The sequence below is a fragment of the Photobacterium andalusiense genome (genome assembly GCF_900185625.1).
GTDB lineage: Bacteria > Pseudomonadota > Gammaproteobacteria > Enterobacterales > Vibrionaceae > Photobacterium > Photobacterium aquimaris.
On record NZ_FYAJ01000018.1, the window covers coordinates 1 to 15558 of the forward strand.

Sequence of the window (15558 nt, forward strand, 5' to 3'; positions counted from 1 at the left end):
TGCCTGGTGATAACATCTCTATGACTGTTACTCTAATCGCACCTATCGCGATGGACGAAGGTCTACGTTTTGCTATCCGTGAAGGTGGCCGTACAGTTGGTGCTGGTGTTGTTGCAACTATCGTTGCTTAATAACATTTAGTACTTACGTACAAAAAAGGGAGCTTAGGCTCCCTTTTTTTATATGAATAACTATATAGATAACGCTTTAAGTGGGTAGGGCTGGCAAATTATTACAATTGATGATGTTTAAGTTGTTGATAATAAAAAGCAACAATTAGAAGGTTGTTTATTTATCGATCAAGGCTTGATTTCAAAAATGTGATCTGTATAATGCTCGACACTGCCTGAGACGAAGTCTTGTAAGTGCTGTTGTGAACCAATAAGCGTTGAGGAGAAACTTACTACTGGCTTGCCAAGTATGTTTCATAATGAAAACTCTGACTTATGTTCGCAGTCATTAAATTGGCTGACAATGCATCCGATAGGGATGCTACGTTCACATAAATCAATCGACATTCCTTCGTCTTTACGAACGTGAGTGGCGATATTGTTTGTGTAATTTTTATTTGGAGCTCTGTCTAATGCAGAACCAACGTATTCGTATCCGCCTAAAGGCGTTCGATCATCGTTTGATCGACCAGTCTACTGCGGAAATCGTTGAAACAGCTAAGCGTACTGGCGCACAGGTTAAGGGTCCAATCCCTCTTCCTACTCGCAAAGAGCGCTTCACTGTTCTTATTTCTCCACACGTTAATAAGGACGCACGTGACCAGTACGAAATTCGTACACACAAGCGCCTTATCGACATCGTTGAGCCTACAGACAAAACTGTTGATGCTCTGATGCGTCTAGATCTAGCTGCTGGCGTTGACGTACAGATCAGCCTAGGTTAAGGGGAGATAAGAGAATGATTGGTCTAATCGGTCGTAAAGTGGGCATGACCCGCATCTTTACCGAAGATGGCATTTCTATTCCAGTTACTGTTGTTGAAGTTGAAAACAACCGCGTTACTCAGGTTAAATCTGTAGAAACTGACGGTTACAACGCTATTCAAGTAACAGCTGGAACTAAGAAAGCTAGCCGCGTATCTAAGCCAGAAGCTGGTCACTTTGCGAAAGCAGGTGTAGAAGCTGGTCGCGGTCTTTGGGAATTCCGTCTAGAAAATAATGAAGAATTCGCAGTTGGCGCTGAGCTAAGTGTTGAAATCTTTAACGAAATTAAAAAAGTAGACGTTACTGGTACATCTAAAGGTAAGGGCTTCCAAGGTGCTATTAAGCGCTGGAACTTCCGTACTCAAGATATGACCCATGGTAACTCCTTGTCTCACCGCGCTCCGGGTTCAATTGGCCAATGTCAAACTCCAGGTCGTGTATTTAAAGGCAAGAAAATGGCTGGTCATATGGGTGCTGAGCGTGTAACGACTCAAAACCTAGAGATCGTACGTGTTGACGCTGAGCGCAATCTGCTTCTTATTAAAGGTGCAGTCCCTGGTGCTACAGGCGGTAACGTGATCGTTAAACCAGCTGTTAAAGCGTAACGTCGAGGAGTTAGTAATGGAATTGGTAGTCAAAGGCGCTAACGCGCTAACTGTCTCCGAAACTACTTTTGGGCGTGATTTCAATGAAGCGCTTGTACACCAAGTAGTTGTTGCGTTTGCAGCAGGTGCTCGTCAGGGTACACGTGCTCAGAAGACTCGTTCAGACGTTTCTGGTGGTGGCGCTAAGCCATGGCGCCAGAAGGGTACTGGTCGCGCTCGTGCAGGTACAATCCGCAGTCCGCTATGGCGTTCTGGTGGTGTTACTTTCGCTGCTCGTCCTCAGGATCACAGCCAAAAAGTAAACAAGAAAATGTACCGCGGTGCTATGAAGAGCATTCTTTCTGAGTTAGTTCGTCAAGAGCGTTTAATCGTTGTTGAAAACTTCACTCTAGAAGCACCAAAGACAAAAGCACTAGTTGCTAAGCTTAAAGAGCTTGAGCTAACTGATGCACTAATCGTAACTGGCGAACTAGATGAGAATCTATTCCTTGCAGCACGTAACCTATACAAAGTAGACGTACGTGATGCAGCGGCAATCGATCCAGTTAGCTTGATCGCTTTCGATAAAATTGTAATGACTGCAGCTGCAGTTAAAGCAATTGAGGAGATGCTAGCATGATCACTGAAGAGCGTATTTTAAAAGTTCTACGTGCTCCGCACATCTCTGAAAAAGCATCAATGGCTGCTGAAAACGCGAATACTATCGTGTTTAAAGTTGCTATTACTGCGACAAAGAGAGAGATCAAAGCAGCAGTTGAAAAACTGTTTGAGGTTGAAGTTAAGTCTGTAAATACTCTTATCACTAAGGGTAAGACCAAACGTCAAGGTATGCGCCAAGGCCGTCGTTCAGACGTGAAGAAAGCGTATGTTATCTTGAAAGAAGGTCAAGACATCGACTTCGCTGGTAGTGCAGAGTAAGGCTAGGAGCAAAGAAGAATGGCTATTGTAAAATGTAAGCCGACTTCCCCAGGTCGTCGCCACGTAGTAAAAGTGGTTAACTCTGACCTGCATAAGGGTAAGCCGTACGCACCACTACTAGAGAAAAACTCTAAGTCAGGTGGTCGTAACAATAACGGTCGTATCACAGTACGTCATATCGGTGGTGGTAACAAACAACACTACCGTCTAATTGACTTTAAACGTACTAAAGATGGCATCCCAGCGAAAGTTGAGCGTCTAGAATACGATCCAAACCGTAGCGCAAACATTGCTCTAGTTCTGTACGCAGACGGTGAGCGCCGCTACATTATCGCACCTAAAGGTATCCAAGCTGGTGATATGATCCAGTCTGGCGAAGATGCTGCTATCAAAGTTGGTAACACTTTACCAATGCGCAACATCCCAGTAGGTTCAACAGTACACTGTGTTGAACTTAAGCCTGGTAAAGGTGCACAGCTGGCTCGTTCAGCTGGTGCATACGCTCAGATCATTGCACGTGCAGGCACTTATGTGACTCTACGTCTACGTTCTGGTGAAATGCGTAAAGTTCTTGCTGAAGGTCGTGCGACTCTAGGTGAAGTTGGTAACGCAGAACACATGCTACGTGAGCTAGGTAAAGCTGGTGCTTCACGCTGGCGCGGTGTTCGTCCAACTGTACGTGGTGTTGTAATGAACCCAGTGGATCACCCACACGGTGGTGGTGAAGGTCGTACATCAGGCGGTCGTCATCCAGTAACACCTTGGGGCGTTCCAACTAAGGGTTATAAGACTCGTAGCAACAAGCGCACCGACAAGTACATCGTACGTCGTCGTAATAAGTAATTATAAAGAGGATACGCCATGCCACGTTCTCTCAAGAAAGGTCCATTCATTGACCTACACTTGCTGAAGAAGGTAGAGAAAGCGTTGGAAAGCGGAGACAAAAAGCCTGTTAAGACTTGGTCCCGTCGCTCAATGATCATCCCTCAGATGATCGGTTTGACCATCGCTGTCCATAATGGTCGTCAGCACGTTCCTGTTTTCGTTTCTGAAGAAATGATCGGTCACAAGCTAGGCGAATTTGCACCAACACGTACTTACCGCGGTCATGCTGCGGATAAGAAAGCTAAAAAGCGCTAAGGAGTAGGTAATGGAAGCTATCGCTAAACATCGCTTTGCTCGCATTTCGCCGCAAAAAGCTCGTTTGGTTGCAGATCAACTGCGCGGTAAGCCAGTTGCTCAAGCTCTAGAAATTCTTAACTTCAGCAACAAAAAAGCTGCTGATTTAATCAAGAAAGTTCTAGAGTCAGCTATCGCTAACGCAGAACACAACGAAGGCGCAGACATTGATGATCTTAATGTTGCAAAAATCTTCGTTGACGAAGGTCCTACCATGAAGCGTATTATGCCTCGTGCTAAAGGCCGTGCCGATCGCATCTTGAAGCGTTCTAGCCACATCACTGTTGTTGTAGCAGACCGCTAAGAGACTAGGAGAGAAAGCAATGGGTCAGAAAGTACATCCTAATGGTATTCGTTTAGGCATCTGTAAGCCTTGGAATACCACTTGGTTTGCTAACAGCCAAGAATTCGCTGACAACCTAGACGGCGATTTCAAGGTACGCCAGTTCCTTACTAAGGAACTAGCAAAAGCATCTCTATCACGCATCGTTATCGAGCGTCCTGCTAAGAGCATCCGTGTGACTATTCACACTGCTCGTCCAGGCGTAGTAATCGGTAAGAAAGGCGAAGACGTAGAGAAACTACGTGCAGCAGTTGCGAAGATCGCGGGCGTTCCAGCTCAGATCAACATCGCTGAAGTACGTAAACCAGAACTAGATGGTCAACTAGTAGCAGACAGCATTTCGTCTCAGCTAGAGCGTCGTGTTATGTTCCGTCGCGCGATGAAGCGTGCAGTTCAAAACGCTATGCGTCTTGGCGCTAAAGGTATCAAAGTTGAAGTAAGCGGCCGTCTAGGCGGTGCTGAAATTGCACGTACTGAGTGGTACCGTGAAGGCCGTGTGCCTCTACACACTCTTCGTGCTGACATTGACTACGCAACTTCTTCGGCTCACACCCAATACGGTGTTATCGGCGTTAAAGTTTGGATCTTCAAAGGTGAAGTTCTAGGCGGCATGCCGGTTGAAGAGCCAAAGGCTGACAAGCCTAAGAAGCAGCGCAAAAGCCGTAAATAAGGAGTTTATTGATGCTGCAACCTAAACGCACTAAATTCCGCAAGGCCTTTAAAGGTCGTAACCGCGGTCTAGCGAACGGTACTGATGTAAGCTTTGGTCAATTTGGTCTTAAAGCTGTTGGTCGTGGTCGACTAACTGCTCGTCAGATCGAAGCTGCACGTCGTGCTATGACTCGTCATGTAAAACGTCAGGGCCAAATCTGGATTCGTGTATTCCCAGACAAACCAATCACATCTAAGCCTCTTGAAGTTCGTCAAGGTAAAGGTAAGGGTAGTGTGGAGTACTGGGTTGCACAGATTCAACCAGGTAAAGTTCTATACGAAATGGGTGGTGTTCCTGAAGCACTAGCTCGTGAAGCATTTAATCTTGCTGCACGTAAGCTACCAATCAAGACAACATTCGTAATTAAGGCGGTGATGTGATGAATGCACTAGATCTACGCGCTAAAAGCGTTGAAGAGCTTAATGCAGAGCTTGTGAATTTGCTACGTGAACAGTTTAACTTGCGCATGCAAGCTGCGACTGGTCAACTACAGCAGACTCATAATCTTAAAACTGTACGTCGTGATATCGCACGTGTTAAAACTGTACTGACTGAGAAGGCTGGCGCATAATGAGCGATCAAATCCGTACTCAGCTTGGTCGTGTAGTTAGCGACAAAGGCGATAAGTCTATTGTTGTTGCTATCGAGCGTAAAGTGAAGCACCCGATTTACGGTAAGTACATCACACGCACGACTAAGCTTCATGCACATGACGAAAACAACGAATGTGGCCTAGGCGACATGGTTGAAGTTCGTGAGTGCCGTCCAATGTCAAAGACTAAGTCTTGGACACTGGTACGCGTAGTTGAAAAAGCACGTATCTAATTACTGACTTTTCAGCTGTTTAAGTAAGCGGCCCTGAAAAACTTAGGGCCGTTCATTTTTTTATCTACCCATCGGTCGAAAATGGTGTTATTATTCGCCGCCTTTGAAGAAAAGGCATATCGACTCGATTTGGGTCTAGATGTTTTAAATTAGCGGAGCACTAACATGATCCAAATGCAAAGTATGCTTGATGCTGCGGATAACTCCGGCGCACGTAGCGTAATGTGTATTAAGGTTCTGGGTGGTTCTCACCGTCGCTATGCACATATCGGTGACATCATCAAGATTACTGTAAAGGAAGCAATTCCACGCGGTAAAGTTAAGAAAGGTGATGTCCTGAAAGCGGTGGTTGTACGCACCCGTAAAGGCGTTCGTCGTCAAGATGGCTCTGTCATTCGCTTTGACCGTAATGCTTGCGTATTGTTGAACGACACTACTGAGCAACCTATCGGTACCCGTATCTTTGGCCCTGTGACTCGTGAACTTCGTAATACGAAATTCATGAAGATTGTATCACTAGCGCCAGAAGTACTTTAAGGAGCGACTATAATGGCAGCTAAAATCCGTCGTAACGACGAAGTTATCATTCTTGCTGGTAAAGATAAAGGCAAGACTGGTAAGGTAACTAAGGTTCTAGCAACCGGTAAAGTTATCGTTGAAGGTATTAACATGGTTAAGAAACACCAGAAGCCGGTTCCGGCAATGGGTGTTCAAGGCGGTATTGTTGAGCAGGAAGCTGCGATCGATGCGTCTAATGTTGCTATCGTTAACGGTCAAGGTAAAGCGGACCGTGTAGGCTTCCGATTTGAAGACGACAAAAAAGTTCGTTTCTTTAAATCGACTGGCGAAACTATCAAGTAAGTTTGGAGTAGTACTATGGCGAAACTGCATGATTACTACAAAGAGACTGTTGTAAAAGACCTTGCTGGCAAGTTCGAATACAAGAGTATCATGCAAGTCCCAAGGATCGAAAAGATCACACTTAACATGGGTGTGGGCGAAGCTATCAACGACAAGAAGCTGCTAGAAAACGCTGCTGCTGACATGACTGCAATTGCAGGTCAGAAGCCGCTAATCACAGTAGCACGCAAGTCAGTTGCAGGCTTTAAGATCCGTGAGGGCTACCCTATTGGCTGTAAAGTAACCTTACGTGGCGAGCGTATGTGGGACTTTTTCGAGCGTCTAATTTCAATTGCTGTACCTCGTATTCGAGATTTCCGTGGTTTAAACCCGAAATCATTCGATGGTCGTGGTAACTACAGCATGGGCGTTCGTGAGCAGATCATCTTCCCAGAAATCGATTTCGATAAAGTAGATCGTGTACGTGGTTTAGATATCACAATCACAACTTCTGCTAAATCTGATGAAGAAGCTCTAGCTCTACTGTCTGCTTTTAACTTCCCATTCCGTAAGTAAAAGTAAGGGTTACTAATGGCTAAAGAATCAATGAAGGCACGTGAAGCTAAACGTGCCAAGCTAGTAGCTAAGTTCGCTGAAAAGCGTGCTGCGCTAAAAGCTCTAATTAGCGACGTGAATGCGTCTGAAGAAGATCGCTGGAATGCAGTGCTTAAACTTCAGTCACTACCACGTGATTCTGCGAAGTCTCGTCAGCGTAATCGCTGTAACCAGACTGGACGTCCACACGGCTACCTACGTAAGTTCGGTCTTAGCCGTATCAAGGTTCGTGAAGCTTGCATGAAAGGCGAGATTCCGGGTCTACGTAAAGCAAGCTGGTAATACCAGTAAGCAATTCAGAATCACGGAGTATTAACTTATGAGCATGCAAGATCCGATTTCGGATATGCTGACCCGTCTTCGTAACGGTCAGGCAGCGAAAAAAGTTGCTGTTAAAATGCCATCTTCTAAGCTTAAAGTTGCAATTGCAGCATTATTACAAGAAGAAGGTTTCGTGGCAGACTACACTGTAACAGGTGAAGTTAAGCCAGAGCTAGAAGTTACTCTTAAGTACTTCGAAGCTAATCCAGTTATTGAGCAAATCCAACGTGTATCACGTCCTGGTCTACGCATCTACAAGAAAAAAGGTGCGCTACCATCAGTGATGGGTGGCCTTGGTATTGCTATCGTTTCCACTTCCAAGGGTCTTATGACCGACCGCGCTGCACGCAAAGCGGGTCTTGGCGGTGAGATTATCTGCTACGTAGCATAATAGGAGTAGAACATGTCTCGTGTTGCAAAAGCACCAGTAGTTTTCCCTGCCGGCGTAGAAGTTAAGCTTAACGGTCAGGAAATTACTGTTAAAGGTTCTAAAGGCGAACTAGTTCGCATGATGAACCCAGCAGTAGTTCTAACTTTGGAAGAGAACAAAGTTACTTTCGGTCCTCGTGAAGGGTTCGATAAAGCTTGGGCACAAGCAGGTACTGCTCGTGCACTAGTTAACAACATGGTTGTTGGTGTTACCGAAGGCTTCACTAAGAAGCTGACTCTTAAGGGTGTTGGTTACCGTGCTGCTATTAAAGGCAACGCTGTAGGTCTAACTCTAGGTTTCTCTCATCCAGTTGAGCACGAACTTCCAGCAGGTATCAAAGCTGAATGTCCATCACAAACTGAAATCGTACTTACAGGTACTGATAAGCAGTTGGTTGGTCAGGTAGCTGCTGATATTCGCGCTTACCGTAGCCCTGAACCTTATAAAGGTAAAGGTGTTCGTTACGCCGACGAAGTTGTGCGTACTAAAGAAGCTAAGAAGAAGTAAGGTAACACTATGGATAAGAAAGCATCTCGTATCCGTCGTGCGACCCGAGCACGTCGTAAGATTGCTGAACTGGGCGCAACTCGCCTAGTTGTACACCGTACTCCACGTCACGTGTACGCTCAGGTAATTGCACCGAACGGCTCTGAGGTTATCGCAGCCGCTTCTACTTTAGAAAAAGCGATCCGTGAGCAAGTTAAGAGTACCGGAAACAAAGACGCTGCTGCAGTTGTAGGTAAAACTATTGCTGAGCGCGCGATTGAAAAAGGCATCTCTAACGTTGCATTTGATCGCTCTGGTTTCCAATACCACGGCCGTATCGCGACACTAGCAGAAGCTGCTCGTGAAGCTGGTCTGAAATTCTAAGGTAGGCGGAAGATGGCTAACGAAAAGACACAATCAGATTTGAATGAAAAACTGATCGCTGTTAACCGTGTTTCAAAAACGGTTAAAGGTGGTCGTATTTTCAGCTTTACTGCACTAACAGTAGTTGGTGACGGTAACGGTCGCATCGGTTTTGGTTATGGTAAAGCACGTGAAGTGCCTGCTGCAATCCAGAAAGCGATGGAAAAAGCACGTCGTAACATGGTTACGATCGCAATCAACGAAGGTACTCTTCACCACGCTGTTAAAGGCCGTCACACTGGTTCTCAAGTGTACATGCAGCCTGCATCAGAAGGTACTGGTATCATCGCCGGTGGCGCAATGCGTGCAGTGCTAGAAGTTGCGGGTATCCGTAACGTACTAGCAAAAACATACGGTTCTACTAACCCAATCAACGTTGTTCGCGCAACGATTGCTGGTTTAAGTGGAATGAACTCTCCAGAAATGATCGCTGCAAAACGTGGTCTTTCTGTTAAAGAAATTCTGGAGTAATCGACATGGCTAAAACTATTAAAGTAACCCAAACAAAGAGCTCTATCGGTCGTTTACCGAAGCATAAAGCTACTTTGCGCGGCCTAGGCCTTCGTCGCATCAACCACACTGTTGAACTTGAAGATACTGCTTGCGTACGCGGCATGATCAATAAAGTTTACTACATGGTTAAAGTTGAGGAGTAATCAGTATGCGTTTGAATACTCTATCACCGGCTGCTGGTTCTAAGCCTTCTGCGAAGCGCGTAGGCCGTGGTATCGGTTCAGGTCTAGGTAAAACTTGTGGCCGTGGTGTTAAAGGTCAGAAATCACGTTCAGGTGGTTCTGTTCGCCCAGGTTTTGAAGGCGGTCAAATGCCTTTGAAACAGCGTCTACCAAAGTTCGGTTTTACGTCTCGTAAGAGCCTAGTAACAGCTGAAGTTCGTCTAGCAGAGCTAGCGAAAGTTGAAGGTGATGTTGTAAGCCTTGAAACACTAAAAGCTGCGAATGTTATCACTAAGGACATTAAGTTCGTGAAAGTTGTACTTTCTGGTGATATCGCTCGTTCAGTAACAGTGAAAGGCCTACGCGTTACTAAAGGCGCTTTAGCTGCTATCGAAGCTGCTGGCGGTAAAATCGAGGAATAATTAACTCGAGGATGAGGTACAGATGGCTAAACAACCAGGACAAGATTTTCGTAGTGGACAAGGTGGCCTAGCAGAGCTTAAGTCACGCCTTCTCTTTGTATTAGGTGCGATATTAATATTCCGAGCTGGATCCTTTGTGCCTATTCCTGGTATTGACGCTACTGTACTTGCCAGTCTGTTCGAGCAGCAAAAGGGTACCATCATTGAGATGTTTAACATGTTCTCTGGTGGTGCACTCTCGCGTGCTTCTATTTTAGCTCTGGGCATAATGCCGTATATTTCTGCGTCCATTATTGTCCAGCTGCTAACAGTAGTTCATCCAGCCTTGGCTGAGTTGAAGAAAGAAGGTGAAGCTGGCCGTCGTAAGATTAGTCAGTACACCCGATACGGTACGCTTGTATTGGCAACCTTCCAAGCAATTGGTATTGCAACGGGGTTACCAAGTATGATTCCAGGCTTGGTACATAATCCAGGTCCTAGTTTCTATTTTGTTGCCGTGGTTAGTTTGGTTACTGGTACCATGTTCTTAATGTGGTTAGGTGAGCAAGTTACCGAGCGTGGCATTGGTAACGGTATATCTGTGATTATTTTCACTGGTATCGTTGCTGGTTTGCCGCCAGCTATTGGACAGACCGTAGAGCAAGCGCGTCAAGGTGAATTGCACGTACTTCTTCTACTGTTAATTGCGGTTATATCTTTTGCTGTGATTTACTTTGTAGTGTTCATGGAACGTGGTCAACGTCGTATCGTCGTTAACTACGCCAAGCGTCAACAAGGCCGTCGTGTCTTTGCTGCGCAGAGCACACACTTGCCGTTGAAAATCAACATGGCCGGTGTAATCCCAGCAATTTTCGCATCGAGTATTATTCTGTTTCCAGGCACACTGGCTCAGTGGTTTGGACAAAGTGAAGGTCTTGGCTGGTTAAGTGATATTTCACTTGCCCTTAGTCCAGGACAGCCACTTTATGTAATGCTCTACGCTGCTGCAATTATTTTCTTCTGTTTCTTCTATACCGCGTTGGTGTTTAACCCTCGCGAGACAGCTGATAACTTGAAGAAGTCTGGAGCATTCATACCTGGTATTCGCCCGGGTGAACAGACCGCAATGTACATTGATAAAGTAATGACTCGACTAACCCTTGCGGGTGCGTTGTATATCACCTTTATCTGTCTGATCCCCGAGTTCATGATGATTGCATGGAACGTACGCTTTTATTTCGGCGGTACTTCCTTACTAATCGTAGTTGTTGTTATCATGGATTTCATGGCTCAAGTTCAGACACATTTGATGTCTCAACAATATGAGTCAGTATTGAAAAAAGCTAATCTAAAAGGCTACGGCCGCTAAGTTTAGTTTTCCATATTTACGGAGTTTAGCAATGAAAGTTCGTGCTTCCGTTAAGAAAATCTGCCGTAACTGTAAAGTTATCAAGCGCAACGGTGTTGTGCGTGTAATTTGCAGTGAGCCAAAGCATAAACAACGCCAAGGCTAATTAGCAGAAATATTTCTTGCAAATTGAAGATAGGTTGGCTAAATTAGTCAACCATCTTTTGTTATGTGCAAAAGAATTGTACCACCGCTGCGTATCCTGAACGGGCTCTGCAGCGGTTATTCTTGTAAAGTACTAGGAGTGAATAGTGGCCCGTATTGCAGGCATTAACATTCCTGATCAGAAACACGCTGTAATCGCATTAACTGCGATTTACGGCATCGGTAAGACTCGTTCTCAAGCTATTCTAGCTGAGACTGGTATTGCTGAAGATGTTAAGATCAGTGAACTAACTGAAGAACAGATCGATCTACTGCGTGATGGTGTAGCTAAGTACACTGTAGAAGGTGATCTTCGTCGTGAAATTTCCATGAACATCAAGCGCCTTATGGACCTTGGTTGTTACCGTGGTCTTCGTCACCGTCGCAGTCTACCTCTTCGTGGACAGCGTACTAAAACCAACGCACGTACCCGCAAGGGTCCGCGCAAGCCGATCAAAAAATAGTCGGATAAGGTAGAGTACAATGGCAAAACAACCAACTCGCGCTCGTAAGCGCGTACGCAAGCAAGTAGCCGATGGCGTTGCGCACATCCATGCTTCTTTCAACAACACAATCGTAACCATTACTGACCGTCAAGGTAATGCTCTTTCATGGGCAACTGCAGGTGGTTCAGGTTTCCGTGGTTCTCGTAAATCTACTCCGTTCGCTGCACAGGTTGCTGCTGAGCGTTGTGGTGAAATGGCCAAAGAATATGGCGTTAAGAACCTAGAAGTTATGGTTAAGGGCCCTGGTCCTGGTCGTGAGTCTACAATCCGCGCTCTAAACGCAGCGGGTTTCCGTATCACTAACATTGTTGATGCGACTCCGATCCCTCATAACGGTTGTCGTCCACCTAAGAAACGTCGCGTATAACGTTTAGTTTCTAGGAATATTGGAGAAAGAAAATGGCAAGATATTTGGGTCCTAAGCTTAAGCTTAGCCGTCGCGAAGGCACTGACTTATTCCTTAAGTCTGGTGTACGTGCGATTGATACCAAGTGTAAGATTGATAACGCTCCGGGCCAACATGGTGCTCGTCGCGGTCGTCTATCTGATTACGGCGTTCAGCTTCGTGAGAAGCAGAAAGTTCGTCGTACATATGGCGTACTAGAAAAACAATTCCGTAACTACTACAAGACAGCTGCCCGCATTAAGGGTAACACAGGTGAAAACCTGCTTCAGCTTCTTGAAGGTCGTTTAGATAACGTAGTTTACCGTATGGGCTTTGGTGCAACTCGCGCTGAATCTCGTCAATTGGTAAGCCACAAAGCGATTCTAGTTAATGGTCAAGTCGTAAACGTTCCTTCTTTCAAGGTAGCGGCAAACGACGTTGTTAGCATTCGTGAGAAAGCTAAGAACCAAGCACGCATTAAAGCAGCTCTTGAAGTTGCTACACAGCGTGAACTACCGACTTGGGTCGAAGTAGACAGCAGCAAGATGGAAGGTACGTTTAAGCGTCTTCCAGAACGTTCTGATTTGTCTGCCGACATCAACGAACACCTGATCGTCGAGCTTTACTCTAAGTAAGGCTACAGTTAAGAGAGGACACAATGCAGGGTTCTGTAACAGAATTTCTTAAGCCGCGTCTAGTTGACATCGAACAAGTTAGCTCTACGCACGCAAAAGTAACTCTAGAGCCGTTGGAGCGTGGTTTTGGCCACACTCTAGGAAACGCTCTTCGTCGTATTTTGCTATCTTCAATGCCAGGTTGTGCTGTAACTGAAGTAGAAATCGACGGTGTGTTACATGAGTACAGCACCAAAGAAGGCGTTCAGGAGGATATCCTTGAAATTCTTCTTAACCTTAAAGGTCTAGCCGTTAAGGTTGAGGGTAAAGATGAAGTTATTCTTACTCTGAACAAATCTGGTGCAGGCCCTGTTGTTGCAGGTGACATCACCCATGATGGTGATGTTGAGATTGCGAACCCAGAACACGTAATCTGCCATCTAACTGATGACAATGCTGAATTAAGCATGCGCATCAAGGTAGAACGTGGTCGCGGCTACGTACCAGCATCAGCTCGTATTCACACTGAAGAAGATGAGCGTCCAATTGGTCGTTTGTTAGTAGATGCTACTTACAGCCCAGTGGACCGTATCGCTTACGCGGTAGAGGCAGCACGTGTAGAACAACGTACTGACCTAGACAAGCTAGTAATCGATATGGAGACTAATGGTACTCTTGATCCTGAGGAAGCTATCCGTCGTGCAGCAACAATTCTTGCTGAACAATTGGATGCATTTGTAGATCTTCGTGATGTACGAGTTCCTGAAGAGAAAGAAGAGAAGCCGGAGTTCGATCCGATCCTACTGCGTCCTGTAGACGATCTTGAACTAACTGTTCGCTCTGCTAACTGTCTGAAAGCAGAAGCGATCCATTACATCGGTGATCTTGTTCAGCGTACCGAGGTTGAGCTTCTTAAAACGCCAAACCTTGGTAAGAAGTCTTTGACAGAAATCAAAGATGTATTAGCTTCTCGTGGTCTATCTCTAGGTATGCGCCTAGAAAATTGGCCACCTGCATCAATCGCTGAAGATTAACAGTTTACTGATATCTAGTTAGAAGGATTAGGTCATGCGCCATCGTAAGAGTGGTCGTCAACTCAACCGCAACAGCAGTCATCGTAAAGCGATGTTCAGCAACATGGCTAGCTCTCTGGTACGTCACGAATTAATTAAGACTACCTTGCCTAAAGCAAAAGAGCTACGTCGCGTAATTGAGCCTTTGATTACCCTAGCTAAGACCGACAGTGTTGCTAACCGTCGTCTTGCATTCGCTCGTACTCGTGATAACGAAGTTGTTGCGAAATTATTTAATGAACTAGGTCCACGCTTCGCAGCGCGTCCTGGTGGTTATACTCGTATCATGAAGTGCGGTTTCCGTACAGGTGATAAAGCTCCTATGGCTTACATCGAGTTATTAGACCGTCCTGCAAAGGAAGAAGCTGCTGCTGAATAAGCACTAGCCATTAAATAAGAAGAAAGCCGAGTCCTTGGACTCGGCTTTTTTTTTGATATTTTATTGTAATTAATTCCAAACTATAATTTTCTACTTCTACTTCTACTTCTACTTCTACTTCTACTTCTACTTCTACTTCTACTTCTACTTCTACTTCTACTTCTACTATAGATCTATTCTCCAATTGTATTTGTTTGCAGCGTTACCTAAATAGCTATTAGTAAGAGCCGACTTTTGTTTCAATATCTCATCTTTATTAATGCTTGATTGTATTACTCATCATGATTAATCGGTGTTTTATAGAATTAGGGCAGATAATAATAATTATATTGATATTTTAGAGGTGCTTTAAAAACTATATTCAGAGCCTTTGTGAGCATAAAAGTAACAGTTACGCCAAAGGTGGCTTAAATTTGAGCAAACGGTTTTATTTATTAAAAATATGCTTGTCAGCAGGTAAAATCTCCCTATAATGCGACCTCACTGACACGGACAACGGCGCAAGCGGTTACCGAAATCAGGATGTTCTTTAACAATTTGACCATGCAATCTGTGTGGGCACTCGTTGAATAGTTAAGTCGAAAGATTTATCAATGAACTGAGTGACCAATACAAATAACTACGGTTATTTGGCACAGTCAATTCATTATCGTTCTGTTGGAACGATAATAGCTTTAAAATTACTAAGGTAGTTTTGAAGTCAGTATTCATTGAGCCGTTTCGAAAGAAACAACAAAACTTTAATTGAAGAGTTTGATCATGGCTCAGATTGAACGCTGGCGGCAGGCCTAACACATGCAAGTCGAGCGGTAACAGATTGATAGCTTGCTATCAATGCTGACGAGCGGCGGACGGGTGAGTAATGCCTGGGAATATACCCTGATGTGGGGGATAACTATTGGAAACGATAGCTAATACCGCATAATCTCTTCGGAGCAAAGAGGGGGACCTTCGGGCCTCTCGCGTCAGGATTAGCCCAGGTGGGATTAGCTAGTTGGTGGGGTAATGGCTCACCAAGGCAACGATCCCTAGCTGGTCTGAGAGGATGATCAGCCACACTGGAACTGAGACACGGTCCAGACTCCTACGGGAGGCAGCAGTGGGGAATATTGCACAATGGGGGAAACCCTGATGCAGCCATGCCGCGTGTATGAAGAAGGCCTTCGGGTTGTAAAGTACTTTCAGTTGTGAGGAAGGCGTTGAAGTTAATAGCTTCAGCGTTTGACGTTAGCAACAGAAGAAGCACCGGCTAACTCCGTGCCAGCAGCCGCGGTAATACGGAGGGTGCGAGCGTTAATCGGAATTACTGGGCGTAAAGCGCATGCAGGCGGTCTGTTAAGCAA

30 protein-coding genes and 1 rRNA gene are annotated in these 15558 nt (G+C 45.3%); 30 read left to right on the top strand and 1 reads right to left on the bottom strand.

The window, feature by feature from the left end:
* From PAND9192_RS19755 to rplQ, 29 genes are all read left to right on the top strand, one after another.
* Positions 1 to 131, top strand: a 131-nt coding sequence (locus tag PAND9192_RS19755) for an EF-Tu C-terminal domain-related protein (RefSeq protein ID WP_082955749.1), incomplete at its 5' end; no start/stop codon positions are given.
* 452 nt (positions 132 to 583) lie between these two features.
* The gene (gene rpsJ, locus PAND9192_RS19760; protein ID WP_002541412.1) at positions 584 to 895 is read left to right on the top strand and encodes a 30S ribosomal protein S10; all 312 of its coding nucleotides are present in this window, start codon (positions 584 to 586) and stop codon (positions 893 to 895) included.
* 14 nt (positions 896 to 909) lie between these two features.
* Positions 910 to 1539: a 50S ribosomal protein L3 gene (gene rplC / locus PAND9192_RS19765; RefSeq protein WP_036789584.1), complete on the top strand. Its 630-nt coding sequence runs from the start codon at positions 910 to 912 to the stop codon at positions 1537 to 1539.
* Positions 1540 to 1555: 16 nt separating this feature from the next.
* Positions 1556 to 2158, top strand: coding sequence for a 50S ribosomal protein L4 (gene rplD / locus PAND9192_RS19770; protein ID WP_036789587.1), 603 nt, complete (start codon positions 1556 to 1558; stop codon positions 2156 to 2158).
* Positions 2155 to 2457 carry a 50S ribosomal protein L23 gene (gene rplW, locus PAND9192_RS19775; RefSeq protein WP_036789589.1) on the top strand — a complete coding sequence of 101 codons (303 nt, stop codon included), beginning with the start codon at positions 2155 to 2157 and terminating at the stop codon, positions 2455 to 2457. Before rplD ends, rplW begins: the two co-directional genes overlap by 4 nt.
* 18 nt (positions 2458 to 2475) lie before the next feature.
* A complete protein-coding gene (gene rplB, locus PAND9192_RS19780) occupies positions 2476 to 3300 on the top strand; it encodes a 50S ribosomal protein L2 (RefSeq protein WP_061000886.1) in 825 nt (274 codons plus the stop codon).
* Between the two features lie 18 nt (positions 3301 to 3318).
* Positions 3319 to 3597: a 30S ribosomal protein S19 gene (rpsS, locus tag PAND9192_RS19785; RefSeq protein WP_005302795.1), complete on the top strand. Its 279-nt coding sequence runs from the start codon at positions 3319 to 3321 to the stop codon at positions 3595 to 3597.
* A 10-nt stretch (positions 3598 to 3607) separates the two neighbouring features.
* Positions 3608 to 3940, top strand: a complete 333-nt coding sequence (rplV, locus tag PAND9192_RS19790; protein ID WP_005302797.1) for a 50S ribosomal protein L22 — start codon at positions 3608 to 3610, stop codon at positions 3938 to 3940.
* 19 nt (positions 3941 to 3959) lie between these two features.
* On the top strand, positions 3960 to 4649 hold the full coding sequence (gene rpsC, locus PAND9192_RS19795; RefSeq protein WP_036789594.1) for a 30S ribosomal protein S3: 690 nt from the start codon (positions 3960 to 3962) through the stop codon (positions 4647 to 4649).
* Between the two features lie 11 nt (positions 4650 to 4660).
* Positions 4661 to 5071, top strand: a complete 411-nt coding sequence (gene rplP / locus PAND9192_RS19800; protein ID WP_036789596.1) for a 50S ribosomal protein L16 — start codon at positions 4661 to 4663, stop codon at positions 5069 to 5071.
* Positions 5071 to 5262 (top strand): 50S ribosomal protein L29, encoded by a 192-nt coding sequence (gene rpmC / locus PAND9192_RS19805; RefSeq protein WP_036789604.1) that lies wholly within the window; start codon positions 5071 to 5073, stop codon positions 5260 to 5262. The genes rplP and rpmC overlap by 1 nt, the downstream gene beginning before the upstream one ends.
* Positions 5262 to 5516, top strand: a complete 255-nt coding sequence (gene rpsQ, locus PAND9192_RS19810) for a 30S ribosomal protein S17 (protein WP_061000885.1) — start codon at positions 5262 to 5264, stop codon at positions 5514 to 5516. Before rpmC ends, rpsQ begins: the two co-directional genes overlap by 1 nt.
* Positions 5517 to 5681: 165 nt before the next feature.
* The gene (gene rplN, locus PAND9192_RS19815) at positions 5682 to 6053 is read left to right on the top strand and encodes a 50S ribosomal protein L14 (RefSeq protein ID WP_036789609.1); all 372 of its coding nucleotides are present in this window, start codon (positions 5682 to 5684) and stop codon (positions 6051 to 6053) included.
* Between the two features lie 12 nt (positions 6054 to 6065).
* Positions 6066 to 6377: a 50S ribosomal protein L24 gene (rplX, locus tag PAND9192_RS19820; protein WP_036789611.1), complete on the top strand. Its 312-nt coding sequence runs from the start codon at positions 6066 to 6068 to the stop codon at positions 6375 to 6377.
* A 15-nt stretch (positions 6378 to 6392) separates the two neighbouring features.
* A complete protein-coding gene (gene rplE, locus PAND9192_RS19825) occupies positions 6393 to 6932 on the top strand; it encodes a 50S ribosomal protein L5 (RefSeq protein ID WP_036789621.1) in 540 nt (179 codons plus the stop codon).
* 15 nt (positions 6933 to 6947) lie between these two features.
* A complete protein-coding gene (rpsN, locus tag PAND9192_RS19830) occupies positions 6948 to 7253 on the top strand; it encodes a 30S ribosomal protein S14 (RefSeq protein ID WP_005370985.1) in 306 nt (101 codons plus the stop codon).
* Between the two features lie 37 nt (positions 7254 to 7290).
* On the top strand, positions 7291 to 7683 hold the full coding sequence (gene rpsH, locus PAND9192_RS19835; protein WP_045032673.1) for a 30S ribosomal protein S8: 393 nt from the start codon (positions 7291 to 7293) through the stop codon (positions 7681 to 7683).
* A gap of 12 nt (positions 7684 to 7695) precedes the next feature.
* Positions 7696 to 8229 (top strand): 50S ribosomal protein L6, encoded by a 534-nt coding sequence (gene rplF / locus PAND9192_RS19840; protein WP_061000883.1) that lies wholly within the window; start codon positions 7696 to 7698, stop codon positions 8227 to 8229.
* A 9-nt stretch (positions 8230 to 8238) separates the two neighbouring features.
* Positions 8239 to 8592 (top strand): 50S ribosomal protein L18, encoded by a 354-nt coding sequence (rplR, locus tag PAND9192_RS19845; protein ID WP_036789636.1) that lies wholly within the window; start codon positions 8239 to 8241, stop codon positions 8590 to 8592.
* 12 nt (positions 8593 to 8604) lie between these two features.
* On the top strand, positions 8605 to 9102 hold the full coding sequence (rpsE, locus tag PAND9192_RS19850) for a 30S ribosomal protein S5 (protein ID WP_061000881.1): 498 nt from the start codon (positions 8605 to 8607) through the stop codon (positions 9100 to 9102).
* Positions 9103 to 9107: 5 nt separating this feature from the next.
* Positions 9108 to 9287: a 50S ribosomal protein L30 gene (gene rpmD / locus PAND9192_RS19855; protein WP_005302823.1), complete on the top strand. Its 180-nt coding sequence runs from the start codon at positions 9108 to 9110 to the stop codon at positions 9285 to 9287.
* Positions 9288 to 9292: 5 nt separating this feature from the next.
* Positions 9293 to 9727: a 50S ribosomal protein L15 gene (rplO, locus tag PAND9192_RS19860; RefSeq protein ID WP_036789641.1), complete on the top strand. Its 435-nt coding sequence runs from the start codon at positions 9293 to 9295 to the stop codon at positions 9725 to 9727.
* Between the two features lie 22 nt (positions 9728 to 9749).
* The gene (secY, locus tag PAND9192_RS19865) at positions 9750 to 11075 is read left to right on the top strand and encodes a preprotein translocase subunit SecY (protein WP_061000879.1); all 1326 of its coding nucleotides are present in this window, start codon (positions 9750 to 9752) and stop codon (positions 11073 to 11075) included.
* 31 nt (positions 11076 to 11106) lie between these two features.
* Entirely contained in the window at positions 11107 to 11220 is a 114-nt protein-coding gene (gene rpmJ, locus PAND9192_RS19870; protein WP_000868186.1) for a 50S ribosomal protein L36, read from the top strand.
* 145 nt (positions 11221 to 11365) lie between these two features.
* Complete coding sequence (gene rpsM / locus PAND9192_RS19875; protein ID WP_005370966.1) at positions 11366 to 11722, top strand: 30S ribosomal protein S13; 357 nt, start codon at positions 11366 to 11368, stop codon at positions 11720 to 11722.
* Between the two features lie 19 nt (positions 11723 to 11741).
* On the top strand, positions 11742 to 12131 hold the full coding sequence (rpsK, locus tag PAND9192_RS19880; protein ID WP_005370963.1) for a 30S ribosomal protein S11: 390 nt from the start codon (positions 11742 to 11744) through the stop codon (positions 12129 to 12131).
* Positions 12132 to 12163: 32 nt separating this feature from the next.
* A complete protein-coding gene (rpsD, locus tag PAND9192_RS19885; RefSeq protein WP_061000877.1) occupies positions 12164 to 12784 on the top strand; it encodes a 30S ribosomal protein S4 in 621 nt (206 codons plus the stop codon).
* Between the two features lie 23 nt (positions 12785 to 12807).
* Positions 12808 to 13797, top strand: a complete 990-nt coding sequence (locus PAND9192_RS19890) for a DNA-directed RNA polymerase subunit alpha (RefSeq protein ID WP_036789646.1) — start codon at positions 12808 to 12810, stop codon at positions 13795 to 13797.
* Positions 13798 to 13831: 34 nt separating this feature from the next.
* Positions 13832 to 14215 (top strand): 50S ribosomal protein L17, encoded by a 384-nt coding sequence (rplQ, locus tag PAND9192_RS19895; protein WP_005370955.1) that lies wholly within the window; start codon positions 13832 to 13834, stop codon positions 14213 to 14215.
* A 10-nt stretch (positions 14216 to 14225) separates the two neighbouring features.
* Here the strand turns inward: rplQ and PAND9192_RS20740 are convergent, their stop codons facing one another.
* Positions 14226 to 14399 (bottom strand): hypothetical protein, encoded by a 174-nt coding sequence (locus PAND9192_RS20740; protein WP_159458262.1) that lies wholly within the window; start codon positions 14397 to 14399, stop codon positions 14226 to 14228.
* 557 nt (positions 14400 to 14956) lie between these two features.
* Here PAND9192_RS20740 and PAND9192_RS19900 point away from each other — a divergent pair.
* Positions 14957 to 15558: ribosomal RNA gene (locus tag PAND9192_RS19900) — 16S ribosomal RNA — on the top strand; the annotation flags it as partial.

Coding starts and splice junctions, on each gene's coding strand:
- rpsJ (WP_002541412.1), top strand. CDS start 584: ATGCAGAACCAACGTATTCGTATCCGCCTAAAGGCGTTCGATCATCGT.
- rplC (WP_036789584.1), top strand. CDS start 910: ATGATTGGTCTAATCGGTCGTAAAGTGGGCATGACCCGCATCTTTACC.
- rplD (WP_036789587.1), top strand. CDS start 1,556: ATGGAATTGGTAGTCAAAGGCGCTAACGCGCTAACTGTCTCCGAAACT.
- rplW (WP_036789589.1), top strand. CDS start 2,155: ATGATCACTGAAGAGCGTATTTTAAAAGTTCTACGTGCTCCGCACATC.
- rplB (WP_061000886.1), top strand. CDS start 2,476: ATGGCTATTGTAAAATGTAAGCCGACTTCCCCAGGTCGTCGCCACGTA.
- rpsS (WP_005302795.1), top strand. CDS start 3,319: ATGCCACGTTCTCTCAAGAAAGGTCCATTCATTGACCTACACTTGCTG.
- rplV (WP_005302797.1), top strand. CDS start 3,608: ATGGAAGCTATCGCTAAACATCGCTTTGCTCGCATTTCGCCGCAAAAA.
- rpsC (WP_036789594.1), top strand. CDS start 3,960: ATGGGTCAGAAAGTACATCCTAATGGTATTCGTTTAGGCATCTGTAAG.
- rplP (WP_036789596.1), top strand. CDS start 4,661: ATGCTGCAACCTAAACGCACTAAATTCCGCAAGGCCTTTAAAGGTCGT.
- rpmC (WP_036789604.1), top strand. CDS start 5,071: ATGAATGCACTAGATCTACGCGCTAAAAGCGTTGAAGAGCTTAATGCA.
- rpsQ (WP_061000885.1), top strand. CDS start 5,262: ATGAGCGATCAAATCCGTACTCAGCTTGGTCGTGTAGTTAGCGACAAA.
- rplN (WP_036789609.1), top strand. CDS start 5,682: ATGATCCAAATGCAAAGTATGCTTGATGCTGCGGATAACTCCGGCGCA.
- rplX (WP_036789611.1), top strand. CDS start 6,066: ATGGCAGCTAAAATCCGTCGTAACGACGAAGTTATCATTCTTGCTGGT.
- rplE (WP_036789621.1), top strand. CDS start 6,393: ATGGCGAAACTGCATGATTACTACAAAGAGACTGTTGTAAAAGACCTT.
- rpsN (WP_005370985.1), top strand. CDS start 6,948: ATGGCTAAAGAATCAATGAAGGCACGTGAAGCTAAACGTGCCAAGCTA.
- rpsH (WP_045032673.1), top strand. CDS start 7,291: ATGAGCATGCAAGATCCGATTTCGGATATGCTGACCCGTCTTCGTAAC.
- rplF (WP_061000883.1), top strand. CDS start 7,696: ATGTCTCGTGTTGCAAAAGCACCAGTAGTTTTCCCTGCCGGCGTAGAA.
- rplR (WP_036789636.1), top strand. CDS start 8,239: ATGGATAAGAAAGCATCTCGTATCCGTCGTGCGACCCGAGCACGTCGT.
- rpsE (WP_061000881.1), top strand. CDS start 8,605: ATGGCTAACGAAAAGACACAATCAGATTTGAATGAAAAACTGATCGCT.
- rpmD (WP_005302823.1), top strand. CDS start 9,108: ATGGCTAAAACTATTAAAGTAACCCAAACAAAGAGCTCTATCGGTCGT.
- rplO (WP_036789641.1), top strand. CDS start 9,293: ATGCGTTTGAATACTCTATCACCGGCTGCTGGTTCTAAGCCTTCTGCG.
- secY (WP_061000879.1), top strand. CDS start 9,750: ATGGCTAAACAACCAGGACAAGATTTTCGTAGTGGACAAGGTGGCCTA.
- rpmJ (WP_000868186.1), top strand. CDS start 11,107: ATGAAAGTTCGTGCTTCCGTTAAGAAAATCTGCCGTAACTGTAAAGTT.
- rpsK (WP_005370963.1), top strand. CDS start 11,742: ATGGCAAAACAACCAACTCGCGCTCGTAAGCGCGTACGCAAGCAAGTA.
- rpsD (WP_061000877.1), top strand. CDS start 12,164: ATGGCAAGATATTTGGGTCCTAAGCTTAAGCTTAGCCGTCGCGAAGGC.
- PAND9192_RS19890 (WP_036789646.1), top strand. CDS start 12,808: ATGCAGGGTTCTGTAACAGAATTTCTTAAGCCGCGTCTAGTTGACATC.
- rplQ (WP_005370955.1), top strand. CDS start 13,832: ATGCGCCATCGTAAGAGTGGTCGTCAACTCAACCGCAACAGCAGTCAT.